Source organism: Parabacteroides sp. PH5-46 (genome assembly GCF_029892785.1).
Taxonomy (GTDB): domain Bacteria; phylum Bacteroidota; class Bacteroidia; order Bacteroidales; family Tannerellaceae; genus DFXE01.
Window position 1 is genome coordinate 433,897 of the sequence record NZ_JARXXA010000001.1, and the last position, 20,145, is coordinate 454,041.

A 20,145-nucleotide genomic window follows, 5' to 3' on the forward strand; every position below is an offset into this window, starting at 1 on the left:
TCCATTAGAAATAATTACATATCTTTGCATTTTAAATATAAAAAACAAGAGAATATGAAACATATAAAGAATAACTGGACATATATATTAGGAGCTCTGTTGGGAGCAATAGGTGGATATCTATATTGGAGACACATTGGATGTAGTACGGGGACTTGCCCCATAACTTCATCGCCTACTATTAGTACATTATATGGTGTACTGATAGGAGGTTTGTTGGGAGGGAGTTTTAAACGTAGTAAAGTAAAAGAACAATAAAAGAATAAACATAATGGCAGGATTTTTTAGCAAGATGTTCGGATTAGAGGAAAAAGCCGATTTTAAAGCCCTTTTAGAAAGCGGAGCTACCCTTCTGGATGTTCGAACAAAAGAAGAATATAAACAAGGGGCAGTAGGTAATTCCATCAATATTCCCCTGGACAGTTTGAGTAATAATTTATCAAAACTGAAAAAAGATAAACCTATTATTGCCGTATGTGCCAGTGGAATGCGTAGCCGTAGTGCTGTAGCGCTTTTGAAATCGAAAGGCTTTCCGGAAGTATATAATGGCGGAAGCTGGCTAAATTTTTAAATAACAAAAAGAATAACAAGATATAAAAATGCACATAAATATGAATAATTCGCAAGTAAGTACCCTATGCCAGATCAGGGATATATACAGAGCTATTTATGAGTTTGAGCTGGATTTTCAGCAATCATATAATCTAGGGCTGAATGAAGGGATGCTATTATGCTCCCTGAATACGCAAAAGTATTCGTCAAATGAATTGGCCGGTGTTTTGGGACTTAGTAACTCAAATACCTCGAAGGTAATAAAGTCGGTAGAAAAGAAAGGACTCATAAAGCGTATTGTAGGGAAAGATGATAAACGTCAGATGTACTTTACAATGACTGAATTGGGACGTAAAAAGCTCGAATCAATCAAATGTGCCGATTTTAATATCCCGGAATCATTGAAATCGATAATCAAACTATAGCAAAATTATTATAGAAGTTTTTCTTCTATCTTTTTGTAATTAAGTATTTTGCCCTTTCCGCCCTCGAATTCTATCACTCCCTCCTTTACCATTTCAGAGATGGCTCTTGAGAGAGAAGGCCTTTCTACCCCAAAATATTCAGCAAGCGAGGCTATGCTTCTCCCCAGTTCAAAGGAGCCCTTTTTGTCTTTCTGTAAAATATAATATGCTATTTTGGCCTTTATACCTTTTTGAGAAAATATCTTCAGCCTTTCCGATAAAAACTGTACACGATTGGCTGTAAATGCCATAAAACCTCTCAGGAATCCGGGACATTTAGCCATTTGTTTTTCAACAGAGTCTTTGCTGAAAAGGATGACTTCACAATCCTCCAAAGCTGTCACTTCTACCGGAAACCGATTATCTTCGGCAAACACAAAAGCAGCTGCCAAGGGATAAGGAGCCGAAATTTCTTCTACAGAAAGAGTAAGCCCCGAGTTGGAAATAATCTCGGTCTTTACCTTCCCTTTCGTAAGCATATAAAGGTAAGAAATTCGGGTTCCCTGAACAGCTATACACTCCCCTCTTTTGTAGGTTCTGACTTTATGTTCGATTGTACATCTTAAGCTGGCTATCTCCTCCGGAGATTTCCCTCGGCACGTGGTACAAAAGAAGAGTAAATCCACATCCATCTTTTTTTCGACAAAGATAAGCAATCTTCATTATTGTAACAACCGTTGAGACAGAGGATTGCGAGTCTCACTATTTTTCATACCCTGAAACTAAAAGTTTCACCCAGGGTGATCTTTAAAGATCACTCCGAAGATACTTAAAGATCACCGCAAGGATACCTAAAGATCACCGAGGTGAAACTTTTAGTTCCACCCGATACTCTATAGTGAAACTATTCAAGACTGTAACAAATGTTACGGGTCATATCTGTTTATACATGTATGTTTGCAGAAAGATAAATGATAAAGAGAATGAAAAGAACAATTATAAAAATAAATGAAGAGCTGTGCAATGGTTGCGGAATCTGCGTCAAAGGCTGTCATGAAGGAGCTTTGCAGCTAATTGACGGCAAGGCTCGGATGATTAGTGATATGTATTGCGATGGTTTGGGAGCCTGTATAGGAGACTGTCCTGTAGGAGCGATAGAACTTGAAGAACGGGAAGCAGAACCTTATAACGAAGCTCTGGTGATGGATCGGATGGAAATACCTTTCACTGCATGTCCCGGAAGTAAGGAAATGTCATTTGCTCCGGTAGGTCCGGCAGTTCCAACCGGTAATACGCCTTCGCAGTTACGCCAATGGCCGGTACAGCTTCATTTACTGAATCCGCAAGCCGGCTATTTCCGAGGTGCGGATGTAGTGCTGGCTGCTGACTGTACGGCTTATGCCTACGGAGGCTTCCATGAGCGTTTTTTGCGAAACCGCACATTGGCTATTGCTTGCCCGAAACTCGACAGCAACAAAGATATTTACGTATCAAAGATTGTTGATATGATAAACGGAGCACAGATAAATACCCTAACAGTTATCATTATGGAGGTTCCCTGTTGCGGAGGATTATTACAGCTTGTAAAGATGGCTTTGGAACAGGCATCGAACAAAGTACCCGTAAAAAGAGTTGTTATAGGAATACAAGGAGATATAATAGAAAAAAACTGGATATAAACAATTAAAAATCAATTACAATGAGTATGTTTTGTTATCAATGTCAGGAAACAGCCCAGAATAAAGGCTGTACCTTAAAAGGAGTATGCGGAAAAACCTCCGATGTAGCCAATTTGCAGGATTTACTGATATTCCTGCTGAAAGGTATTTCGCTTCACACGGTAGAATTGCGGAAAAAGAATATCCCCGTTTCTGCCCACACAAACCGTTTTGTAATGGAGTCATTATTTATGACGATAACCAATGCCAACTTTGATAAAGAACGGTTTGTAAAGCGCATACGCGAAGCCATTGCCTTGCGCGACGAGCTGGAAGGCAAAGTGAATGTGACAGACTCTCATCCAGGCTGCGACTGCCTGACATGGCAAGCAGATACATTGGAAGAAATGGAAGCTAAAGCTGCAACCGTAGGTGTGCTTAAAACAGAGAACGAAGATATCCGCTCACTAAGGGAGCTACTGACGTATGGTGTAAAAGGGATGGCAGCATACGCTGAACACGCTTCTAATCTGGGACATGAGGAAGAGGATATCCATGCTTTCATGCAAGAAGCACTGGTAGCAACAACACAAGATCTGTCTGCTGATGAATTAACAGGATTGGTGCTTAAATGCGGCGAATACGGTGTGAAAACAATGGCTCTGCTTGATAAAGCCAACACTTCAACCTATGGCAGCCCGGAAATAACTAAAGTAAATATAGGGGTACGCAATAACCCGGCCATATTAATATCCGGTCACGATTTACGTGATATGCAGGATCTTCTGGAGCAGACAGAAGGTACGGGAGTAGACGTTTATACGCATAGCGAAATGCTTCCGGCCCATTACTATCCGGCATTTAAGAAATACAGCCATTTTGCTGGTAACTATGGAAGTGCATGGTGGAAGCAGAACGAAGACTTTGAGAGCTTTAATGGAGTAATCCTCTTCACTACGAATTGCATCGTCCCACCCCGTGCTACTTCTACGTATGCTGATCGCGTATACACCACAGGAGCAGCAGGTTTCAGTGGATACCCACATATTGAAGACCGCAAAGAAGGGAAGGCAAAAGACTTTTCAAAATTGATAGAACATGCCAAACGTTGTAAAGCCCCGACAGAAATTGAAACAGGGGAAATTATCGGAGGTTTTGCCCACGAACAGGTATTCGCATTGGCTGATAAGGTAGTAGATGCTGTAAAGTCGGGCGCAATCCGCAAGTTCTTTGTGATGGCAGGCTGCGACGGACGTATGAAAAATCGTAGCTACTATACCGAGTTTGCAGAAAAACTCCCGAAAGATACCGTTATTCTCACCGCCGGATGCGCCAAATATCGCTACAATAAACTACCTTTAGGAGATATCGGCGGAATACCCCGTGTATTGGATGCCGGACAATGCAATGACAGTTATTCGCTGGCGCTGATCGCCTTGAAGCTCAAAGAAGTCTTTGAACTTAACGATATCAATGAGTTACCCATTGCTTACAACATTGCCTGGTACGAACAAAAGGCAGTTATCGTGCTTCTCGCCTTGTTGTCGCTTGGTGTGAAAAACATCCATCTCGGACCAACGCTCCCGGCCTTCCTGTCACCCAATGTAGCAAAGGTATTGATCGACAACTTCGGCATTGCCGGCATAGGAACAGTAGATGAAGATATTAAAATGTTTTTGAACTAATTATCTGACAAATATTTATAATTATGGACAACGCATTCGAAAAAGGAGAAGTTTATAACCTGAGCGGACAAATAGAATACTCTGCCGGTGGGGTTATCAGTAAACAAGTATTGAAAAACCAAGCAGGTAACGTCACCTTGTTTTCTTTCGATAAAGGGCAAGGTTTAAGTGAACATACCGCCCCTTTTGATGCTTTGGTACAGCTACTTGAAGGAGAAGCAGAGATTCGGATCAGTGGAATAGAATATAAGCTGAAAACCGGAGATATGATCATCATGCCGGCCGATAAACCGCATGCCTTACAAGCCGTAGAACGTTTCAAAATGTTGCTGACTATGATTAAAGAGTAATCAGGCTGGTTTTAGGGTGAATTGTCTACTTTGAGAGTCTTTCAATATCAAAATAAGACAATTCACCCTTCAAATAGGCCGGTTCACTAACTTTACAGTTAGGTTAAACCTTTGCTAACCGTATCTTTACATGCAAATTTATTAACAACAATTTGTATGTTTGATAAAATAATACGTTTTTCAGTAAAGAGGAAATTACTGGTTGGGTTCATGACTGTAATCCTCCTCGTTGCAGGCATTTACGCTATGTTAACGCTTCCCGTAGATGCCGTTCCCGATATAACAAACAATCAGGTACAAATCGTAACCGTATCTCCCACACTTGCTCCACAGGAAGTGGAACAGCTCATCACCTTCCCTATCGAGGTGGCGATGAGTAACATCATGAATGTGGTGGAGATACGCTCTGTTTCCCGTTTCGGCCTTTCGTTGGTGACGGTTGTTTTTAAAGAGAACGTACCTACCTTAGATGCCCGGCAATTGATAAACGAACAGATACAAACCGTAGCCGGCGAAATCCCTTCCGAACTTGGCGTTCCCGAACTAATGCCCATTACAACAGGGCTGGGTGAGATATACCAATATGTACTGGAAGTAGCTCCGGGCTATGAGGACAGGTACGACGCCATGGAACTGCGAACCATACAAGACTGGATTGTAAAACGCCAACTCTCCGGTATCCCCGGCATAGTAGAAATCAATAGCTTTGGTGGATACTTGAAACAGTATGAAGTGGCAGTAGACCCGGATGCGCTCTATTCGCTTAATATTACCATCGGCGAAGTATTTGATGCCTTGCACAAAAACAATCAGAATACCGGAGGAAGCTATATAGAGAAAGACAGCAAAGCTTATTATATCCGCTCCGAAGGTATGATAAAAAGCCTGACGGATATTGAACAGGTAGTGATTACCAATCGCGGCGGCATCCCTATCCATATTGATGACATCGGCATTGTACGCTATGGCTCACCCAAACGCTTCGGTGCAATGACTAAAGACGGACAAGGCGAATGTGTAGGTGGTATAGCCATGATGCTGAAAGGAGCCAATGCCAATGTAGTGACCGCCGAGCTGGAGAAAAGAGTAGAATTGGTGCAAAAAATGCTTCCCGAAGGTGTGAGCATTGAGCCCTACCTGAACCGTTCCGAGCTTGTGAACCGGAATATCTCTACCGTTATTCGAAACCTTGTAGAAGGCGCTCTGATAGTCTTTCTTGTGTTGATAATCTTCCTTGGAAATGTAAGGGCGGGACTTATTGTTGCGTCTGTAATTCCCCTTTCCATGCTCTTCGGCTTTATTATGATGCGGCTGTTTGGTGTATCGGCCAACCTGATGAGCCTTGGGGCAATAGACTTTGGTATTGTAGTAGACGGCTCCATTGTTATAGTGGAAGGGATACTTGCCCACCTGTACACAAAACGACTTTATGGGCAAAAACTGTCGCCCGAGTCGATGGATAATGAAATAGTAAATGGAACAAAAGGCGTGGTTCATTCGGCAACCTTTGCTGTATTGATTATCCTTTTGGTATTCTTCCCTATCCTGATGCTGCAGGGGATAGAAGGTAAATACTTCACGCCCATGGCTCAGACACTTGTGTTCTGTATTATCGGGGCTTTGATTTTATCCCTTACATACGTGCCTATGATGGCCTCTCTGTTCCTGAAGAAAACAATCAAGCAAACCCGTACCTTTGCCGACCGCTTTTTTGAGGGGTTGAACAAATTATATCGGAAGCTATTAAACAAATGCCTGCGCTTTAGTCTCACTACCGTTGCTATAGCCTTCCTTGCTTTGGGAGGCAGCATCATGTTATTTACCAAACTGGGAGCCGAATTTATTCCCACTCTCGACGAAGGCGACTTCGCTATGCAGATGACTCTGCCTGCCGGAAGTTCGCTTACCCGCAGCATAGAAGCCTCCGATGAAGCCGAAAAGGTACTTATGAGTCAGTTTCCGGAAATAAAACACGTAGTGGCAAAGATAGGAACGGCAGAAGTCCCCACCGACCCCATGGCAATAGAAGATGCCGACGTTATGATAGTAATGAAGCCCTTCAAAGAATGGACAAGTGCCAGCTCACGCGCTGAAATGGTAGAAAAGATGAAAGCAGCACTGGATATCATACCCGATGTGGAATTCAATTTCAGTCAGCCTATCCAGCTTCGATTTAATGAGTTGATGACAGGAGCCAAAGCCGATATCGCCATCAAACTATACGGCGAAGACATGGAAGAACTCTACTCCAAAGCCAGAGAAGCTGCCAAATACATAGAACAAGTACCGGGAGCCGATGATGTGTTGGTAGAGCAGGCAATGGGGCTGCCACAGTTGGTTGTGACTTACGACCGGAGCAGACTGGCTCGCTATGGCGTAGACGTGGAAGAATTGAATAATATTATCCGTACCGCCTATGCCGGAGAAATAGCCGGAACCGTCTTTGAGAACGAACGCCGCTTCGACCTTGTGGTACGTATAGACCATGAAAAAGTAGAGGATTTCAATCTTAATAAATTCTTCATCCGTACGGCCGACGGTATTCAGATACCTGTTACCGAACTGGCACAGGTAAAGCTTATCAGCGGCCCCCTGCAAATCAACCGAGATGCGACCAAACGGCGTATTGTTATTGGTGTAAACGTGCGCGATGCCGACATACAGCAGGTAGTGGGCAGAATCCAGACCTTGCTCGATGAGAACATAAAACTCCAACCCGGCTATTATTTTGAATATGGCGGGCAGTTCGAGAATCTGCAAAACGCCATCGATACCCTGCTGGTAGTTATACCGATAGCTTTATTGCTAATCCTGCTATTGCTGTTCTTTGCTTTTCGTAGCCTTACGTATACCCTTGTGGTGTTCAGTACCGTACCTCTTTCAATGATAGGTGGTGTGCTTGCCTTGTGGATGAGAGGGTTACCGTTCAGTATATCGGCAGGTGTAGGTTTTATCGCTCTGTTCGGTGTATCGGTATTAAATGGTATCCTGATGTTGAATCACTTTAAAGTCTTATCGAAAAGCTCAACCTATAAAATGGCAACAGATAGAATAATAAAGAAAGGTACTCCGCATCTGCTACGCCCCGTATTCCTTACAGGATTGGTTGCTTCGCTTGGCTTTGTACCCATGGCTATAGCTACCTCCGCAGGGGCGGAAGTTCAGCGTCCGCTTGCAACAGTAGTTATCGGGGGATTGTTGGTTTCAACCTTCCTTACACTGATAATCATTCCCGTATTCTACCGTCTGATAGGTGTATTCTCTGTTTCTAAACGGAAATGGAAGAAAAGAAAACTCATTCCGTATGCCGGTTTGATAGCCTTATTGCTGATTATCCCAAGCCAGATGCAGGCACAACAAACTGTAACTCTGGATGATGTGATAACAATGGCGAAGGAAAACAATCCCCGGCTTAAATCGGCTGCTGGCGCGATTGAACGAAACAAAGCAGCCCGGGGCGAATCGTGGGACTTGGGAACTACCAGCTTTGATTATTCCTGGGGGCAGCTCAACGGAACCACCCGAAGCGACCGTCAATTAGACATCTCCCAATCCTTAGGCTCATTCGTTACTCCCTTTTATAAAAACTCGCTTGTAAAACATCAGGTAAATAGCAGTACGTTTTACCGTGATATGGTAGAAAAAGAAGTGATTGCCGAAGCCAAACGTGCCTGGGCCTATTATCAATATACCTGGCATAAAAAACAAATGTTGAACGAGCAAAGCGAACTGGCTGGAATGCTTCTCCGTACTGGCGAGTTGCGATACCGTCAGGGCGAAATCACTTTACTCGAAAAAAACATGACATCTACGTTAGCGGCTTCCATGAAGAATAAAGTATTTCAGGCGGAAGAAGAGTTTAAGGTAGCAGCTGCCCGTCTGCAATGGGTTTGCTATTCCGATGTTCCGGTAGTTCCTGCCGATACGATATTGGCTAAGTACGATACGGATATCATAGGTTCGGAATTATCCCATGCCCACCTTTCTTATTTCAACAGCAAAGTATTTGAATCCGAAGCACAGGTAAAAGTAGAAAAAAGCCGTTTTTTTCCTGAGTTTAACGTAGGGTATCAGCGACAAAATATCTTACCTGATAAAGGATTAAACTCATGGACTGTAGGAATATCCATCCCCCTTGTGTTCAATGCACAGGGAAGCCGGGTGAAACAGGCTCGGTATAATGCCTACATAGCAAAGTACGAGGCCGAAGATAATATTCGGCAACTCCAAAACAAAGTATATGAGCTGAAAACCGACTTGCGAAGGTATGATGAAAGTATCCGCTTTTTTGAGAATTCGGCATTACCCGAAGCCGATGCCATGATACATTCCGCCGAACTTCAATGGAAGCATAGTGAAACGGATATCAGCGATTTTATACAAAGTATGAATAGCGCTTTGGATATCAAACAGTCGTATATAGAAATGATATATCAATATAACATATCTGCTTTGGAATATGAATTATATAATAACTAATAAGTAAATAATGAAAGCAATTTATATCCCCATAGCTGCTCTGTTACTCATAAGCGGATGCAGCAATCCGAAAAATGAAACTACCGTGCAGGTAGCCGAGCCCAAGCCTGAAGTCGTACAAGTTGAACCTCAAACCAAGGACTCAGAAGAGCTTGATGCTGTTTCATCCGCTACATCCCTGGGGAAGGATGCGGTATTCAACGGTACTCTTATCCTCTCTCCCCAACATCAGGCATCTGTTACTCTGTCCATCGATGGGATAGTAAAGAATACTTCACTGCTTCCGGGTAAATATGTCCGAAAAGGAGAACTGCTGGCAACCCTTGAAAATCCAGAATTTATCAACCTACAACAGAGCTATCTGGATGCTGCCGCGCAATGCGAATTTTTGGAAGCGGAATACAAACGCCAGGAAATACTTTCGAAAGAAGAAGCGGCCTCTCAAAAGAAGTTCCAGCAAAGCAAGGCCGACTATCTGTCTATGAAAAGCCGGAAAGATGCCGCTGCCGCACAACTAAGTATGCTGGGCGTATCTGCTTCATCATTAAACAGCAAGGGTATCGAGCCGCTGCTCGAAGTTCGCGCCCCGATAAGCGGCTATATCTCCAACCTGCAAATGAATATGGGCAAACATATCACAGCCGGAGAACCTTTGTGCGAGATAATCGATAAAAATAATATACTTATCAAACTCGTAGCGTATGAAAAAGATCTGGGCAAAATAAGGATAGGTAAACGCATCGAATTCAGAGTCAACGGCATGGGAGAAGATGTGTTTAGCGGCGAAATTATTTCCGTAGGGCAATCGGTAGACAACATCAACCGCTCGCTCGAAGTGTATGCCAAAGTAATGGAAAATAACGAATTGTTTCGTCCGGGCATGTACATTAATGCAAGGATTGTGCAAAAATAACTACTTTTGTTTCCTATGAAAGATGCCGGAAACAAATACGGGAATAAATACAAACTGTCACTGGCTATCATATCGGTGGGGGTAAGTATTCTTATCCATATACCTGAGGTGATAGACCTGTTGGGTAAGTTTGAAAATCATAATGTATTTCCAGGTATTCAGGCATTAGAAGTTGTTAATGAAATTATTTTTTCTTTTCTGGCGCTTCTTTTTCTTTTTTGGTTGAATACTGTTGTTTTTCACTTCAATAAAACAACGGCAAAGATAGGCTGGAAAAATCTTGTATTATCCTTTCTTACATGCTGGATGGCCAGTACTATTTTGAGTAATATATTCTACCACTTACATAAGTCTTTCGACATACTGGCCGTACAATCCACGGTTCACCATTACCTTCACCCCATCCGTGATTTCATTATCTCGGGTGTAGTTACCGGTAGTTGTTACATTATTTATATTACCCGCCGACAGCAAAAAATACTGTTGGAGAACCAGCAGTTAAAACTGGAAAACATCCTGAGCCAGTACGAATCACTCAAAAGCCAGCTTAATCCACATATGCTGTTCAACTCCTTGAATACTTTGCGGTCGCTGATACGCGAAGCACCTGTTAAAGCGCAGAATTACACGCAGGAATTGTCTAATGTATTGCGTTATATGCTTCAAGAAAATGATTCGCAGAAAACCACTCTTGCCGAAGAACTGGAATTTATCGAGGGATTTACTTTCCTGCTCGAAATGCGCTATGAAGACACGCTTATCTTTGAAATAGAAACCGATAAGCGTTTCAATAGCTACCTGCTTCCACCCATGTCGTTACAGGTTTTGGTAGAAAACGCCGTGAAGCACAATGAAATCAGTAGTCGCCATCCCTTGAAAGTCAGCATAAAAACAAGTGAAGACGGTATGTTGCACGTCTGCAACCGGATACAACCCAAACTGACAAACAGTACGGGTACCGGTATCGGACTGGATAATCTGGTAAAGCGCTATCAACTGCTCTTTGATAAAGAAGTCATTATTGACAATACAGACAACTTGTTTTGTGTCAGTATCCACCTAATAAAGCCGGATAACAACCATGAGAACACTGATAATTGAAGACGAAAGGGCGGCTGTAAACAACCTGAAAGCTTTATTGACAGACGTTGCCCCTCAATGCGAGATGATAGGTATAACCGACTCTATTATTGAAAGCATCAAATGGCTGCGTGCCAACCCTATGCCGGAGCTTATCTTCATGGACATACACCTGGCCGACGGTTCTGCCTTCGAGATATTCGGACATATCCTGATAACCTGTCCAATAATCTTTACCACTGCTTACGACGAATATGCGCTTCGCGCTTTCAAAGTAAACAGCATCGACTACCTGCTCAAACCCATTGGCGAGAAAGATATTCAAAGAGCAATGGAGAAACTGGATTTGCTGACAGAAAATAAACAGTCCGAAAACCCCTCTTTAGCCCAACTGATAGAGTCAATGAGCCAACAAAAACAATATAAAAACTACTTCCTGATACCCAATAAAGGAAGTAAGCTTCTGCCATTAGCCACAGAATCCATCGCCTGCTTCCATATAGACAACGGAGTTGTGAAAGCAACTACTAAAAAGAACGATTCCTTCATCATCCCCTACACACTAGAAGAATTGATAGAATGTTTGGACCCCAAACATTTTTTCCGTGCCAACCGACAATACATTATCGCCAAAGACGCAGTAACAGATATCGATTACTGGTTCAACGGCAGACTATCAGTCAATCTCATTGTACAGCCAAAGGATAAAATCCTAATAACGAAATCAAGAGTTGGTGAATTTAAAGAGTGGTTCAATTGATCCAATACTTAATTTATCTACCGACCATTATTTTGCCAGCTAGCTTTCCGGCACGTGCCACATATATACCCTTCAGGAAGGTTCCGCTCAGGGTGGTTCGTTGACCTACTATTACAGGTTGTTCGGCTAGTTTACGTCCCATGATATCGAATACCGACACATTCACCTTTCTTTCTTCTTCTCCGGGGAGCTGTAATAATACAATCATCTGTCCGCTCTTATTGGCATAAATCAGCATATTGCCATCTGTTTTGGTATCAATTTCCGGTACTGATTCAATATCTGTTGCATTAGCAGTTCGGAAGATGATGCTAAAACGATCGGTAATCAACGTGCTGCTCGCCGTGAAGTTATAATCGCCATCGCGAAGGTTACATTCTTCCTTACGCCATTTATCATACAAGAACACATCCAAGCTGTCTAAATTCAGTATTTCTTTCGCGTGGAAATTGAATATTCCGTCTTCATCCGCCTGGAAGCCAAGAGGTATCTCCGTTTTGTCTACAATTTCGGGAAGTCCGTTTATCACCAATCCGCGCGTAGAAGAATCCGGCAAGGTAAATATTTCAACCCCCTGATCAACAAACCATTTATCGCTGTCATACGTGTCAAATCCCGTTGTAGCTTCCCGCTCGGCATATATTACTGTTTCGTCTAGTCTTTTGTCATTACCAGCCACAAGACGCAGCAGCGGACGGCTTTCCGTATTATTCTCTTCTGCTGCAGATTTCAGCATATTACTAGCATGATCGGAATGTGTGCGACCTGTATTACTGAAAGTCAGTATCCCTGAAGTGGCTCCCTCTTTAAGTCGTACCCAAAAGCCCTGCATGGGAGGTATGTAGCCCAACGAATAAGAACCGGTAGGTGTCGCGTCTATCCAACTAGGTGCTACTGCCACATCACCCGATGCATTGTATGACCAGAATTCATACACACCGCCTACCCAGGTACGATACCATATCGTACTGTACAGATTGGACTGCTGCGCAATTTCGGATGTCCAATGCCAATACGAAGGGAAAGGATTACCCACCAGGTTAAAGCCACTTTTGGCATGTTCATCGTTTTGGCGAGTTACATTAAACGGTGTTGTTTGATCGCCATCCGTATATTCTCCTGAGAATTTTACGGCTATGTTAGCATTTTCGGAATAGGCTGTATAACCCAAACCAGAAACAAAAGGATTGTTTTTATCCTCTCTCACCCAGGCATGCTGAGCTTCGTTGTATGACTCCATACGCCATCCTGTCAGGTCGTTACCTGATACATCTTTGCCAAGGGTAGGATATATATACGTAGGGGTTGTCACATTGCTCTTAACAGGGCTGCTTACATACCAATTACGGCCTTTGGCCAGTATATGTTCTACATTTTGCTGCACGGCCTGCATATTTCCGTTATTGGGATGGTTATTGAGGAAAGAAGCATTCTCTTTCAGCGTAAATACATTGGCTTCAAGTATCGTATTATTATTGAGTGTATAGGCTTTTGACGGATGTACCGTAATGCTGTCCATATCCACAGTGATATCTTGCAAACAATTTGCTTTGATATGAACCCGCGCACCGGGATACGGAAGAATATGGTCGGCCGTATGCGTTTTCCATCGTTGAGGCTCACTCCACTTACCGTTTTCAATAAATTCTACCGGGTAATATGTAAATCTTTCCGGAAATTTGCGTATTTCGCTACCGTTATTAATAATGATTGTATCCAACAATGAATAATCGGACGGACCTGTTATACATACAATTACAGTATTGTTTGCGGATTCAACCGTAGCAGGCACACCGGCAAGGGTAACCTCTACCGAAGTCCAATCTTTCGACGCTGCCAGCAAGCCTGTTCCCCGTATAGTAATACGTGTCCCTCCGGTTACCGGTGCGTAAGCGGGTTCAAGCACGGAAATATTGATAGGCTCATAATAATAACCATTTGTAAACGATGTGGTTCCACACCCAGCCGTTACGGATACGGTAACATAGCCGGATACATGAGCAGGAGGAGTACAAGTGATTGTATCATCGTTTATTACCGTTATGTTTGTTGCAGGCGTACCATCAAAAGTAATCAACGATACAATAGAATCGTCAAACGGCTTGAAACCGCTTCCACTGATGGTTACTGTACCATTGGGGTTGACAGGAGTATCGGGATTGCCTGTGTAGGTACCTCCGGTAGTAGGACCTGAAGCGGGACTTATACTGGTTATCTCGGTTACTACTACAGATAATGTATTTTGGGAAAAATAACCCGTTTCAGGAACACGTAAACCATACGGTTCATAAGTAACCCGCAAGCTATGAGCATCGGTAAATTCGGTTATGCGCCGGGTAACACTAACCAGCGAATTGGTAGCGAATGAATACGTATCATCATTCCAATTTATTTTAGAATCAACGGCTCCCGTAGCCATATTGCTTATTTTAAAGTTGTAAGGAGCCGTACCGTCGGTAATATTGACCCTGATATTTACCGACTCTCCCGGGCAAACAAGCGTATCGGGTTTAATCGTTATTTTAGGCATGGGAACAAGCCATATACGGAATGGCGTAGCTAACGAACGACAACCGTATACGTCTGATTTAACAACCCAATAAGTTATATTTATGGGTTGTGTAGGGTCAAGTGCCGGAGGTTCCTCTATTCTGTTCGTAGCGGCCGTGTCTGCTTGGGTGTACCATAACAGCTGCTCCGACTCATCAAGGTTGAGGTTGAGATAATCCGATAAATCGAGATGAGAGGTGCCCGACGGCTGCACATAGCCTATTAAATCAGTAATACCTATCTGCTCAGGATTATCATAAATATGAACTGTAACACGAATGGGACGGCTTTCACAACTGTCTGGATGCGTTATAGTAGCCCAATACGTTTCTGATGTGTGCGCTTTGTTTTGCCAGAAGTTAGCCATCTGCCCTCCCGAACCCACTGCCGGTGAAGCCGTTCCTCCCTGACGAATAAAGGTAGTCTTTGCTGCATCGGCATACCACATTATTTGTGACAAGTCAATATTCTTATTCCCGCTGTTTATTACTAATGAATCCCATACAATGTGGTTAGCAAAATAAACACCACCAGGATTCAGCGGAGTAGCAATATTCAGAGAATCTTGTTTGGTATGCGCTACTGTTTCTTCGTCCACAGGACAAATGCTATTGAAATCCCAGCGAGTACGTGGAGTCTTCACACGTGGTTTTACGGTTATCACTTTTTTTGTGGTGCACCCTCCACTGGTCGTAAAAGTAATGGTAACAGTACCTCCCTTGCCTTCGTTGACACTGTGAGAAGGACGTAGAGTAGGAATACCGTTTATGAGCTCCACATCAGTATGAAGCACTCCGGTAGTAGGATTTACATATGCAATACTTTCATCAGAAGTACTATACGTTCCGCCGACAGGGTTGTTCAACCACAAATGCAGGGTATCACCGCTGCAAACAGTTGATTGAGTAGATAGTATAGTAGGAACATTAGTGACAATAACAGTAAAAGTAAAGGGTGTGCCCTCACAGCCTGCGGTTGTTTTAGGTGTAACATCATAAACTACGGTAGTGTTTCCGGCTGTATTATTAGTAAATGCTCCTAAGTTGATACTACTACCCGAGCCATCTGAGGGAGCTGGGTTTATTGTTCCTGTAACTGAATTCACCTTCCACGAATACGTTGTCCCCACAGGAATAATATTCATAGCGGACGAAGGTGTATAATTTATGTTTTCACCACTACAAGCAATGTAGCTACTACTAGATATAACCGGAATAGGACTAATTGTTAGATTATATGGAGAGGAAGTAACAGTTCCTACAAGGCTGGTACCGGAAACCGACAAACCGCTTGGAAGCGAACTTCCTGTAACCTTGGTAGCAGAGGAGTAATCAATATTATAGGTTGCCTTGACGGTATAACTACCATTATCAGCTACCTGAGCATCGAAGATGGTATATGTAGTCTCTGTAGCACCGGGAATAAGCGCGCCATCTTTATACCACTGCATAGTAATGTTCATTTCCGTACCATAAGAGGCCGTAAGGGTTATATTACTACCCTGGCACCTGGTTTCTGAGGAGGAAACAGTAAGTTCACTGATAGTATACGACAGGATAACCCGTCCGCCACCACCATGCCCACCAGGACTGGGAGTAATAATATTAGCTCGACCACCGCCGCCACCGCCACCCGGATTATAACCATTATAACCTGAAGAAGCCTCTGTTGGATATCCACCACCGGCACCACCGCCATAGTCAGGATAACCTCCGCTATTTCCACCAGCACCACCATTGCCGGAACCATAATTTTGACCATTCGTGCCAGATTGGGAATAATCCGCAGTTCCATCAGTTACCGAAGTTCCTCCTCCTTGCCCATTTCCGTTGTTGGTGCCGGCAGTACCAGCATTAGCAGTAATGGTAATACCTCCAAATGAGATATGACTTGGTGAGCCGGGACTACCGGGGCCTCCAGATAGACCATTGAGCTCTCCTCTTTTCCCCCCTGCACCAACTTGTCCGAAAGCAAAACCCGTAATATTTCCGAATATTTTTTCTATATAACCACCACCGCCGCCACCACCAGCATGGTAAACCGATCCAGAACCTCTACTGCCGCCACCACCACCACCACCGTATGCTTTTCCTGTTACAGCGTTAGCGCTTACAGGAATCTGGGCACTAAAAGCGTATGCAGCACTTGGTTCTGAGTTACCTGAAGAACTCGCTCCGGGAGCTGAATTTGGGTTGTCATAAGTAATTACAATTTGTTGTGCCTGTATAAAACCATGCGAAACAATCAGCAAAGCGGTAAACAACCACAATCGCAGGCTACATATATATTTAAATAGGTGTTCCTTACTTTCCATTGTCAAACGAATTTTACACAGTGTTTTGTACCCATACGTCCAATCAAGGACGTATGGGTATATCTTTCAAGTCTTTTACTGCTTATGCAGAAAGAACCTTTAAAGACTTATTAGGGAGTTACAGGATATGTTCCGTCTGGATCATTTTCAAATGCAGCAACAGTAATATTAAAGGTGATTTCAATCAAGTTAGGAATAGAAGTCGGATTAAACGCTACCGTTATAGCATATTGATTACCCATTTTAAATTCATACTCATCCGGAAGTAAAACATACGCTTTTTGACTTGTAAGGTTTGCCACATCATACTCTACTTCAAGGGCGAAGTCGCCAGTATCGAATGTTTGATCGTTAGAGGGATTTACAGTCTTTTGTGGCAGCACCATCATTCCTTGCTCCATAGAAGTGACAAGAGTTGGTGTTGGCGTTGATGGGGCAACAACAGGTTGTACAGCAACACCTGTTGGCGCAAGTACATAGACGTAATCAATTGGATCATTCTGATCACTCCAAGCCCATGTCCATGCGGTGGAAGAACTGCTAATTTTCCCTGTTGACTTTAGGTTTTTTAGTGTTAGTCCTTTGATCACAACAGTTTCACTCAATGCGTTTGTAGCTTTCACGAATATGCGTGAAAGAGCATGTTTGAAACCAAGTGATACCGTAGCTGAAACTGGATCTACATGCGTACCCGCAATCAATAGGTCTTCTTGGGACGTTTTACCTGTAGCGACAGGAACATCTACCTCATAATCAAAACTCACGGTTCCTGTAAAAGCCGTTACCGGGTTTGTTATCTTTTTACTTACAGGCGAATACGCAACAAAATCAGCAGTTGTAGCACCTTCACTATAATACTTTATAGGGCTATAGGCAAAATTATCAGTACCAGCCTGGCGTGCAACAGTTACACCATCAAAAAGAGTAGTCGTATTATTACTGGCATCAGTATCAGCACCATACACTACAAAAGCATCTACATGGTCTTTTGTCGTTTCTGTCGCTCTGGATTCCGGCATACCACCTTGCGTACGGAATGAAATAGCGTCTTTGGGTGTAGAGAAGGTGGTTGCATCTTCTTCATTTGAACATCCTGTCCACATTCCGGCTATCGCCAGAAGGGAGACTCCTAAAATGATTTTTTGTCTCATGATTTTGAATTTAAAATAAAATTATTTTCCGAATCGTTCTAATTTACTGGGTTATTAATATTTATGGGTTATTTATTATTATGGGTTATCTATATTCAATGGTATCTGTAACTGGTATTGCTTACCTATATTAAAGGTGAGTCCGGAAGCAAGGGGTAGTTGTTTTTTTACCGTTGTATGATATTGCTCACCGGCTGTAGACGAGACCGTATAAATATCATATTCTACATATATTTCGGCTCCACTTGGTACTACCTGCGGGATAACGAATATACCGTCATTATCGTTCAGCAGCGTGGTGTATTCACTTTCTACAGTTACTGCGGGTGCCAACAGGTTGAAACGATAGTTAGCCAAGTCTGCCTGCTCAGACCAACTTGAACTGTTATCAAGTTTCAGCTTACCGCTTGTATAAACATTGCGCAAATCCAGGCGTACTACCTTTACACGATAATTACTGTAATTCTGCTCGGTCTTTGCCTTTACGACTACCCGGCTGAAAGCATGACGAAAGTGCATCGTAACAGCATCCGTTTGCGGTGCTGAGAGACGTTCTACCGCTACCAACAAGTCATCCTGCTTGTCGTCTACTACCAGAGGAGCGGTCGGCTCGCCGGTTCCGTAGGGCGGTTCTTCGTACTCCTTGTATGGCATTGTATATTCAATAACAGGAGGATTGCTATTGTCGCCATTATTATTAAGTCCTTTCACTAAGTTTTTCACTCCTGCGGGGGCATAGGCGTAAAAATCAACTGTACCCGATTGTGGCCAGTATTTTGTGGGTTGATAATCCCATATCAAGCCGCTTTCGGGTTTGTATACATACTGTTCATGGAAAATAAACGACCAGTCGCTGCCATCGGTATGTACCCCGTTCACCACAAAGTCGGGAATGGTGGCATATGTATTTACGGTCGCACGCGTTTTCGGAGCAAGAGAGGCACTGTTACGCGCGTTTCTTCCCATTGGTATGTCTATTATATCACCCCAGTTATCTACATTTACCATAAAGCCACCGTTTGAAGGCTTATTGCTGCCACTGTCGCCATTGTCACCATTAGGTATAATCAGGCGATGATCGTTGTAAAGTATAATGTCATATCCACCGTTGCGTTGCCGCCAAGCTAACTGTTCTTCCAGTGTCCCGTGTTCACCCATCGCGTTCCGGATTTGCTCGGCAACGGTATTTTCCCATTCGCCATGCCAGTATCCCCACGAGCCGTGGTATTGGTTGTTGGCCTTGCTGTAGGCTTCCACTGTCAGGCGAAATCGATTTTTTTCTGTATCAAGAGGTCCGAAAGTAACGAACTTACCGGTTATCCAGTCACGCGTCCAGCCTACAAGCGTATCAGTATCCTCCCAATGGGAGTTTTTAGCAGCAAAGAGAGCTTTCTCTTCTTCCGTCCAGCGCGAACTGGTTTGAGCGTTGTGAATAGTATCCACACGAGAGAACAATATCGTGGAAGGTGTAGAAGCCAACCGACCGTTTGCCGGGAAATAGGAACCCGACATACCGGATATAGCACCACTATTTTTATTCACGTTTTGAGCTCCCGCTACATCATATATTAAAAAAGTAAATTCTCTCAACACATTCTGGGGATAAAAATCTACCTTAACCGTGTCTTTAGACAGAGTATTAACCGTAATATTTTGTGAACGGCTATCTATATAAAATTGATAGGGATATGCTTCCGCTACGGTTGTCTCGCCACCGGGAAGTGGAGGGACCAATTCATTGTATGTACTTGTCATACGGATATTATAGACTTCAAAGTCTTCCCGCGTACCATCACTTCGAAAAGCAAGATTGGAGTTTCCTGAAAAATCCATACACATCACATCGTAGATATCAGGATCAAGCCACTCTCGCCCACCATATAAACCCATATCGGAGGAGATAAGAGAATATTTTGTCGGATACCAATGCACAGTCATGTCTTTAGGAAGAGTTGTCTTACTATCATCGGCTATATCATCCCAATGGATGGCCACATCTACAGGTAAATGTCCTTTGGATGAACAGCCACTAGTATCATCTTTTATGCAGCTAATAAAACTCACCAACGCGATGATACATCCAATAATATATGTGATTTTTCGACTCAAAGTATTTGTTTTTATTGCTCAAATCAACACAAATGGATATTATAGAAATCACACTTAAATTTGCACTTGTCCAGCCTCACTAACGATTAAACACAGTAACAAATTAGATTTATGTACAAATATATAAGAAAAATTGTAAC

General features: G+C 43.1%; 14 protein-coding genes. 10 read left to right on the forward strand and 4 right to left on the reverse strand.

Going from position 1 to position 20,145, the window contains the following annotated elements:
- The first annotated feature begins 54 nt into the window (after nt 1-54).
- Genes M2470_RS01780 through M2470_RS01790 form a run of 3 tightly spaced genes read left to right on the forward strand, consistent with a single transcriptional unit; the run spans nt 55 to nt 977 of the window.
- Nucleotides 55-258, forward strand: a complete 204-nt coding sequence (locus M2470_RS01780) for a DUF6132 family protein (RefSeq protein ID WP_280743019.1) — start codon at nt 55-57, stop codon at nt 256-258.
- A 13-nt stretch (nt 259-271) separates the two neighbouring features.
- Nucleotides 272-571 (forward strand): rhodanese-like domain-containing protein, encoded by a 300-nt coding sequence (locus tag M2470_RS01785; protein WP_280743018.1) that lies wholly within the window; start codon nt 272-274, stop codon nt 569-571.
- 28 nt (nt 572-599) lie between these two features.
- Complete coding sequence (locus M2470_RS01790; protein ID WP_280743017.1) at nt 600-977, forward strand: winged helix DNA-binding protein; 378 nt, start codon at nt 600-602, stop codon at nt 975-977.
- A gap of 8 nt (nt 978-985) precedes the next feature.
- Here M2470_RS01790 and M2470_RS01795 read toward each other — a convergent pair whose 3' ends face one another.
- On the reverse strand, nt 986-1,648 hold the full coding sequence (locus M2470_RS01795) for a Crp/Fnr family transcriptional regulator (protein ID WP_280743016.1): 663 nt from the start codon (nt 1,646-1,648) through the stop codon (nt 986-988).
- Between the two features lie 291 nt (nt 1,649-1,939).
- Here M2470_RS01795 and M2470_RS01800 point away from each other — a divergent pair, with 291 nt between their 5' ends.
- The 7 genes from M2470_RS01800 (at nt 1,940) to M2470_RS01830 (ending at nt 11,881) form a co-directional block, all read left to right on the forward strand.
- On the forward strand, nt 1,940-2,635 hold the full coding sequence (locus M2470_RS01800; RefSeq protein ID WP_280743015.1) for a 4Fe-4S dicluster domain-containing protein: 696 nt from the start codon (nt 1,940-1,942) through the stop codon (nt 2,633-2,635).
- A 26-nt stretch (nt 2,636-2,661) separates the two neighbouring features.
- A complete protein-coding gene (hcp, locus tag M2470_RS01805; protein WP_280743353.1) occupies nt 2,662-4,299 on the forward strand; it encodes a hydroxylamine reductase in 1,638 nt (545 codons plus the stop codon).
- Nucleotides 4,300-4,322: 23 nt separating this feature from the next.
- A complete protein-coding gene (locus M2470_RS01810; protein WP_280743014.1) occupies nt 4,323-4,649 on the forward strand; it encodes a cupin domain-containing protein in 327 nt (108 codons plus the stop codon).
- Nucleotides 4,650-4,805: 156 nt separating this feature from the next.
- Nucleotides 4,806-9,128: a CusA/CzcA family heavy metal efflux RND transporter gene (locus tag M2470_RS01815; protein ID WP_280743013.1), complete on the forward strand. Its 4,323-nt coding sequence runs from the start codon at nt 4,806-4,808 to the stop codon at nt 9,126-9,128.
- Between the two features lie 10 nt (nt 9,129-9,138).
- Nucleotides 9,139-10,041, forward strand: a complete 903-nt coding sequence (locus M2470_RS01820; RefSeq protein ID WP_280743012.1) for an efflux RND transporter periplasmic adaptor subunit — start codon at nt 9,139-9,141, stop codon at nt 10,039-10,041.
- A 15-nt stretch (nt 10,042-10,056) separates the two neighbouring features.
- The gene (locus tag M2470_RS01825) at nt 10,057-11,142 is read left to right on the forward strand and encodes a histidine kinase (protein WP_280743011.1); all 1,086 of its coding nucleotides are present in this window, start codon (nt 10,057-10,059) and stop codon (nt 11,140-11,142) included.
- A complete protein-coding gene (locus M2470_RS01830) occupies nt 11,123-11,881 on the forward strand; it encodes a LytTR family DNA-binding domain-containing protein (RefSeq protein WP_280743010.1) in 759 nt (252 codons plus the stop codon). The genes M2470_RS01825 and M2470_RS01830 overlap by 20 nt, the downstream gene beginning before the upstream one ends.
- 13 nt (nt 11,882-11,894) lie before the next feature.
- On the opposite strand, the gene M2470_RS01835 is transcribed toward M2470_RS01830, so the two are convergent.
- The 3 genes from M2470_RS01835 to M2470_RS01845 all read right to left on the reverse strand — a co-directional run bounded on the left by M2470_RS01835 (nt 11,895) and on the right by M2470_RS01845 (nt 20,005).
- Nucleotides 11,895-16,745, reverse strand: a complete 4,851-nt coding sequence (locus M2470_RS01835) for an IPT/TIG domain-containing protein (RefSeq protein ID WP_280743009.1) — start codon at nt 16,743-16,745, stop codon at nt 11,895-11,897.
- Nucleotides 16,746-16,855: 110 nt separating this feature from the next.
- Nucleotides 16,856-17,896: a fimbrillin family protein gene (locus M2470_RS01840; protein WP_280743008.1), complete on the reverse strand. Its 1,041-nt coding sequence runs from the start codon at nt 17,894-17,896 to the stop codon at nt 16,856-16,858.
- A gap of 78 nt (nt 17,897-17,974) precedes the next feature.
- Nucleotides 17,975-20,005 carry a fimbrillin family protein gene (locus M2470_RS01845; protein WP_280743007.1) on the reverse strand — a complete coding sequence of 677 codons (2,031 nt, stop codon included), beginning with the start codon at nt 20,003-20,005 and terminating at the stop codon, nt 17,975-17,977.
- Between the last annotated feature and the right edge of the window lie 140 nt (nt 20,006-20,145).

Bases quoted from the DNA above. Each gene is read 5' to 3' on its own strand.
- M2470_RS01780 (WP_280743019.1), top strand. From the start codon at position 55: ATGAAACATATAAAGAATAACTGGACATATATATTAGGAGCTCTGTTG.
- M2470_RS01785 (WP_280743018.1), top strand. From the start codon at position 272: ATGGCAGGATTTTTTAGCAAGATGTTCGGATTAGAGGAAAAAGCCGAT.
- M2470_RS01790 (WP_280743017.1), top strand. From the start codon at position 600: ATGCACATAAATATGAATAATTCGCAAGTAAGTACCCTATGCCAGATC.
- M2470_RS01795 (WP_280743016.1), bottom strand. From the start codon at position 1,648: ATGGATGTGGATTTACTCTTCTTTTGTACCACGTGCCGAGGGAAATCT.
- M2470_RS01800 (WP_280743015.1), top strand. From the start codon at position 1,940: ATGAAAAGAACAATTATAAAAATAAATGAAGAGCTGTGCAATGGTTGC.
- hcp (WP_280743353.1), top strand. From the start codon at position 2,662: ATGTTTTGTTATCAATGTCAGGAAACAGCCCAGAATAAAGGCTGTACC.
- M2470_RS01810 (WP_280743014.1), top strand. From the start codon at position 4,323: ATGGACAACGCATTCGAAAAAGGAGAAGTTTATAACCTGAGCGGACAA.
- M2470_RS01815 (WP_280743013.1), top strand. From the start codon at position 4,806: ATGTTTGATAAAATAATACGTTTTTCAGTAAAGAGGAAATTACTGGTT.
- M2470_RS01820 (WP_280743012.1), top strand. From the start codon at position 9,139: ATGAAAGCAATTTATATCCCCATAGCTGCTCTGTTACTCATAAGCGGA.
- M2470_RS01825 (WP_280743011.1), top strand. From the start codon at position 10,057: ATGAAAGATGCCGGAAACAAATACGGGAATAAATACAAACTGTCACTG.
- M2470_RS01830 (WP_280743010.1), top strand. From the start codon at position 11,123: ATGAGAACACTGATAATTGAAGACGAAAGGGCGGCTGTAAACAACCTG.
- M2470_RS01835 (WP_280743009.1), bottom strand. From the start codon at position 16,745: ATGGAAAGTAAGGAACACCTATTTAAATATATATGTAGCCTGCGATTG.
- M2470_RS01840 (WP_280743008.1), bottom strand. From the start codon at position 17,896: ATGAGACAAAAAATCATTTTAGGAGTCTCCCTTCTGGCGATAGCCGGA.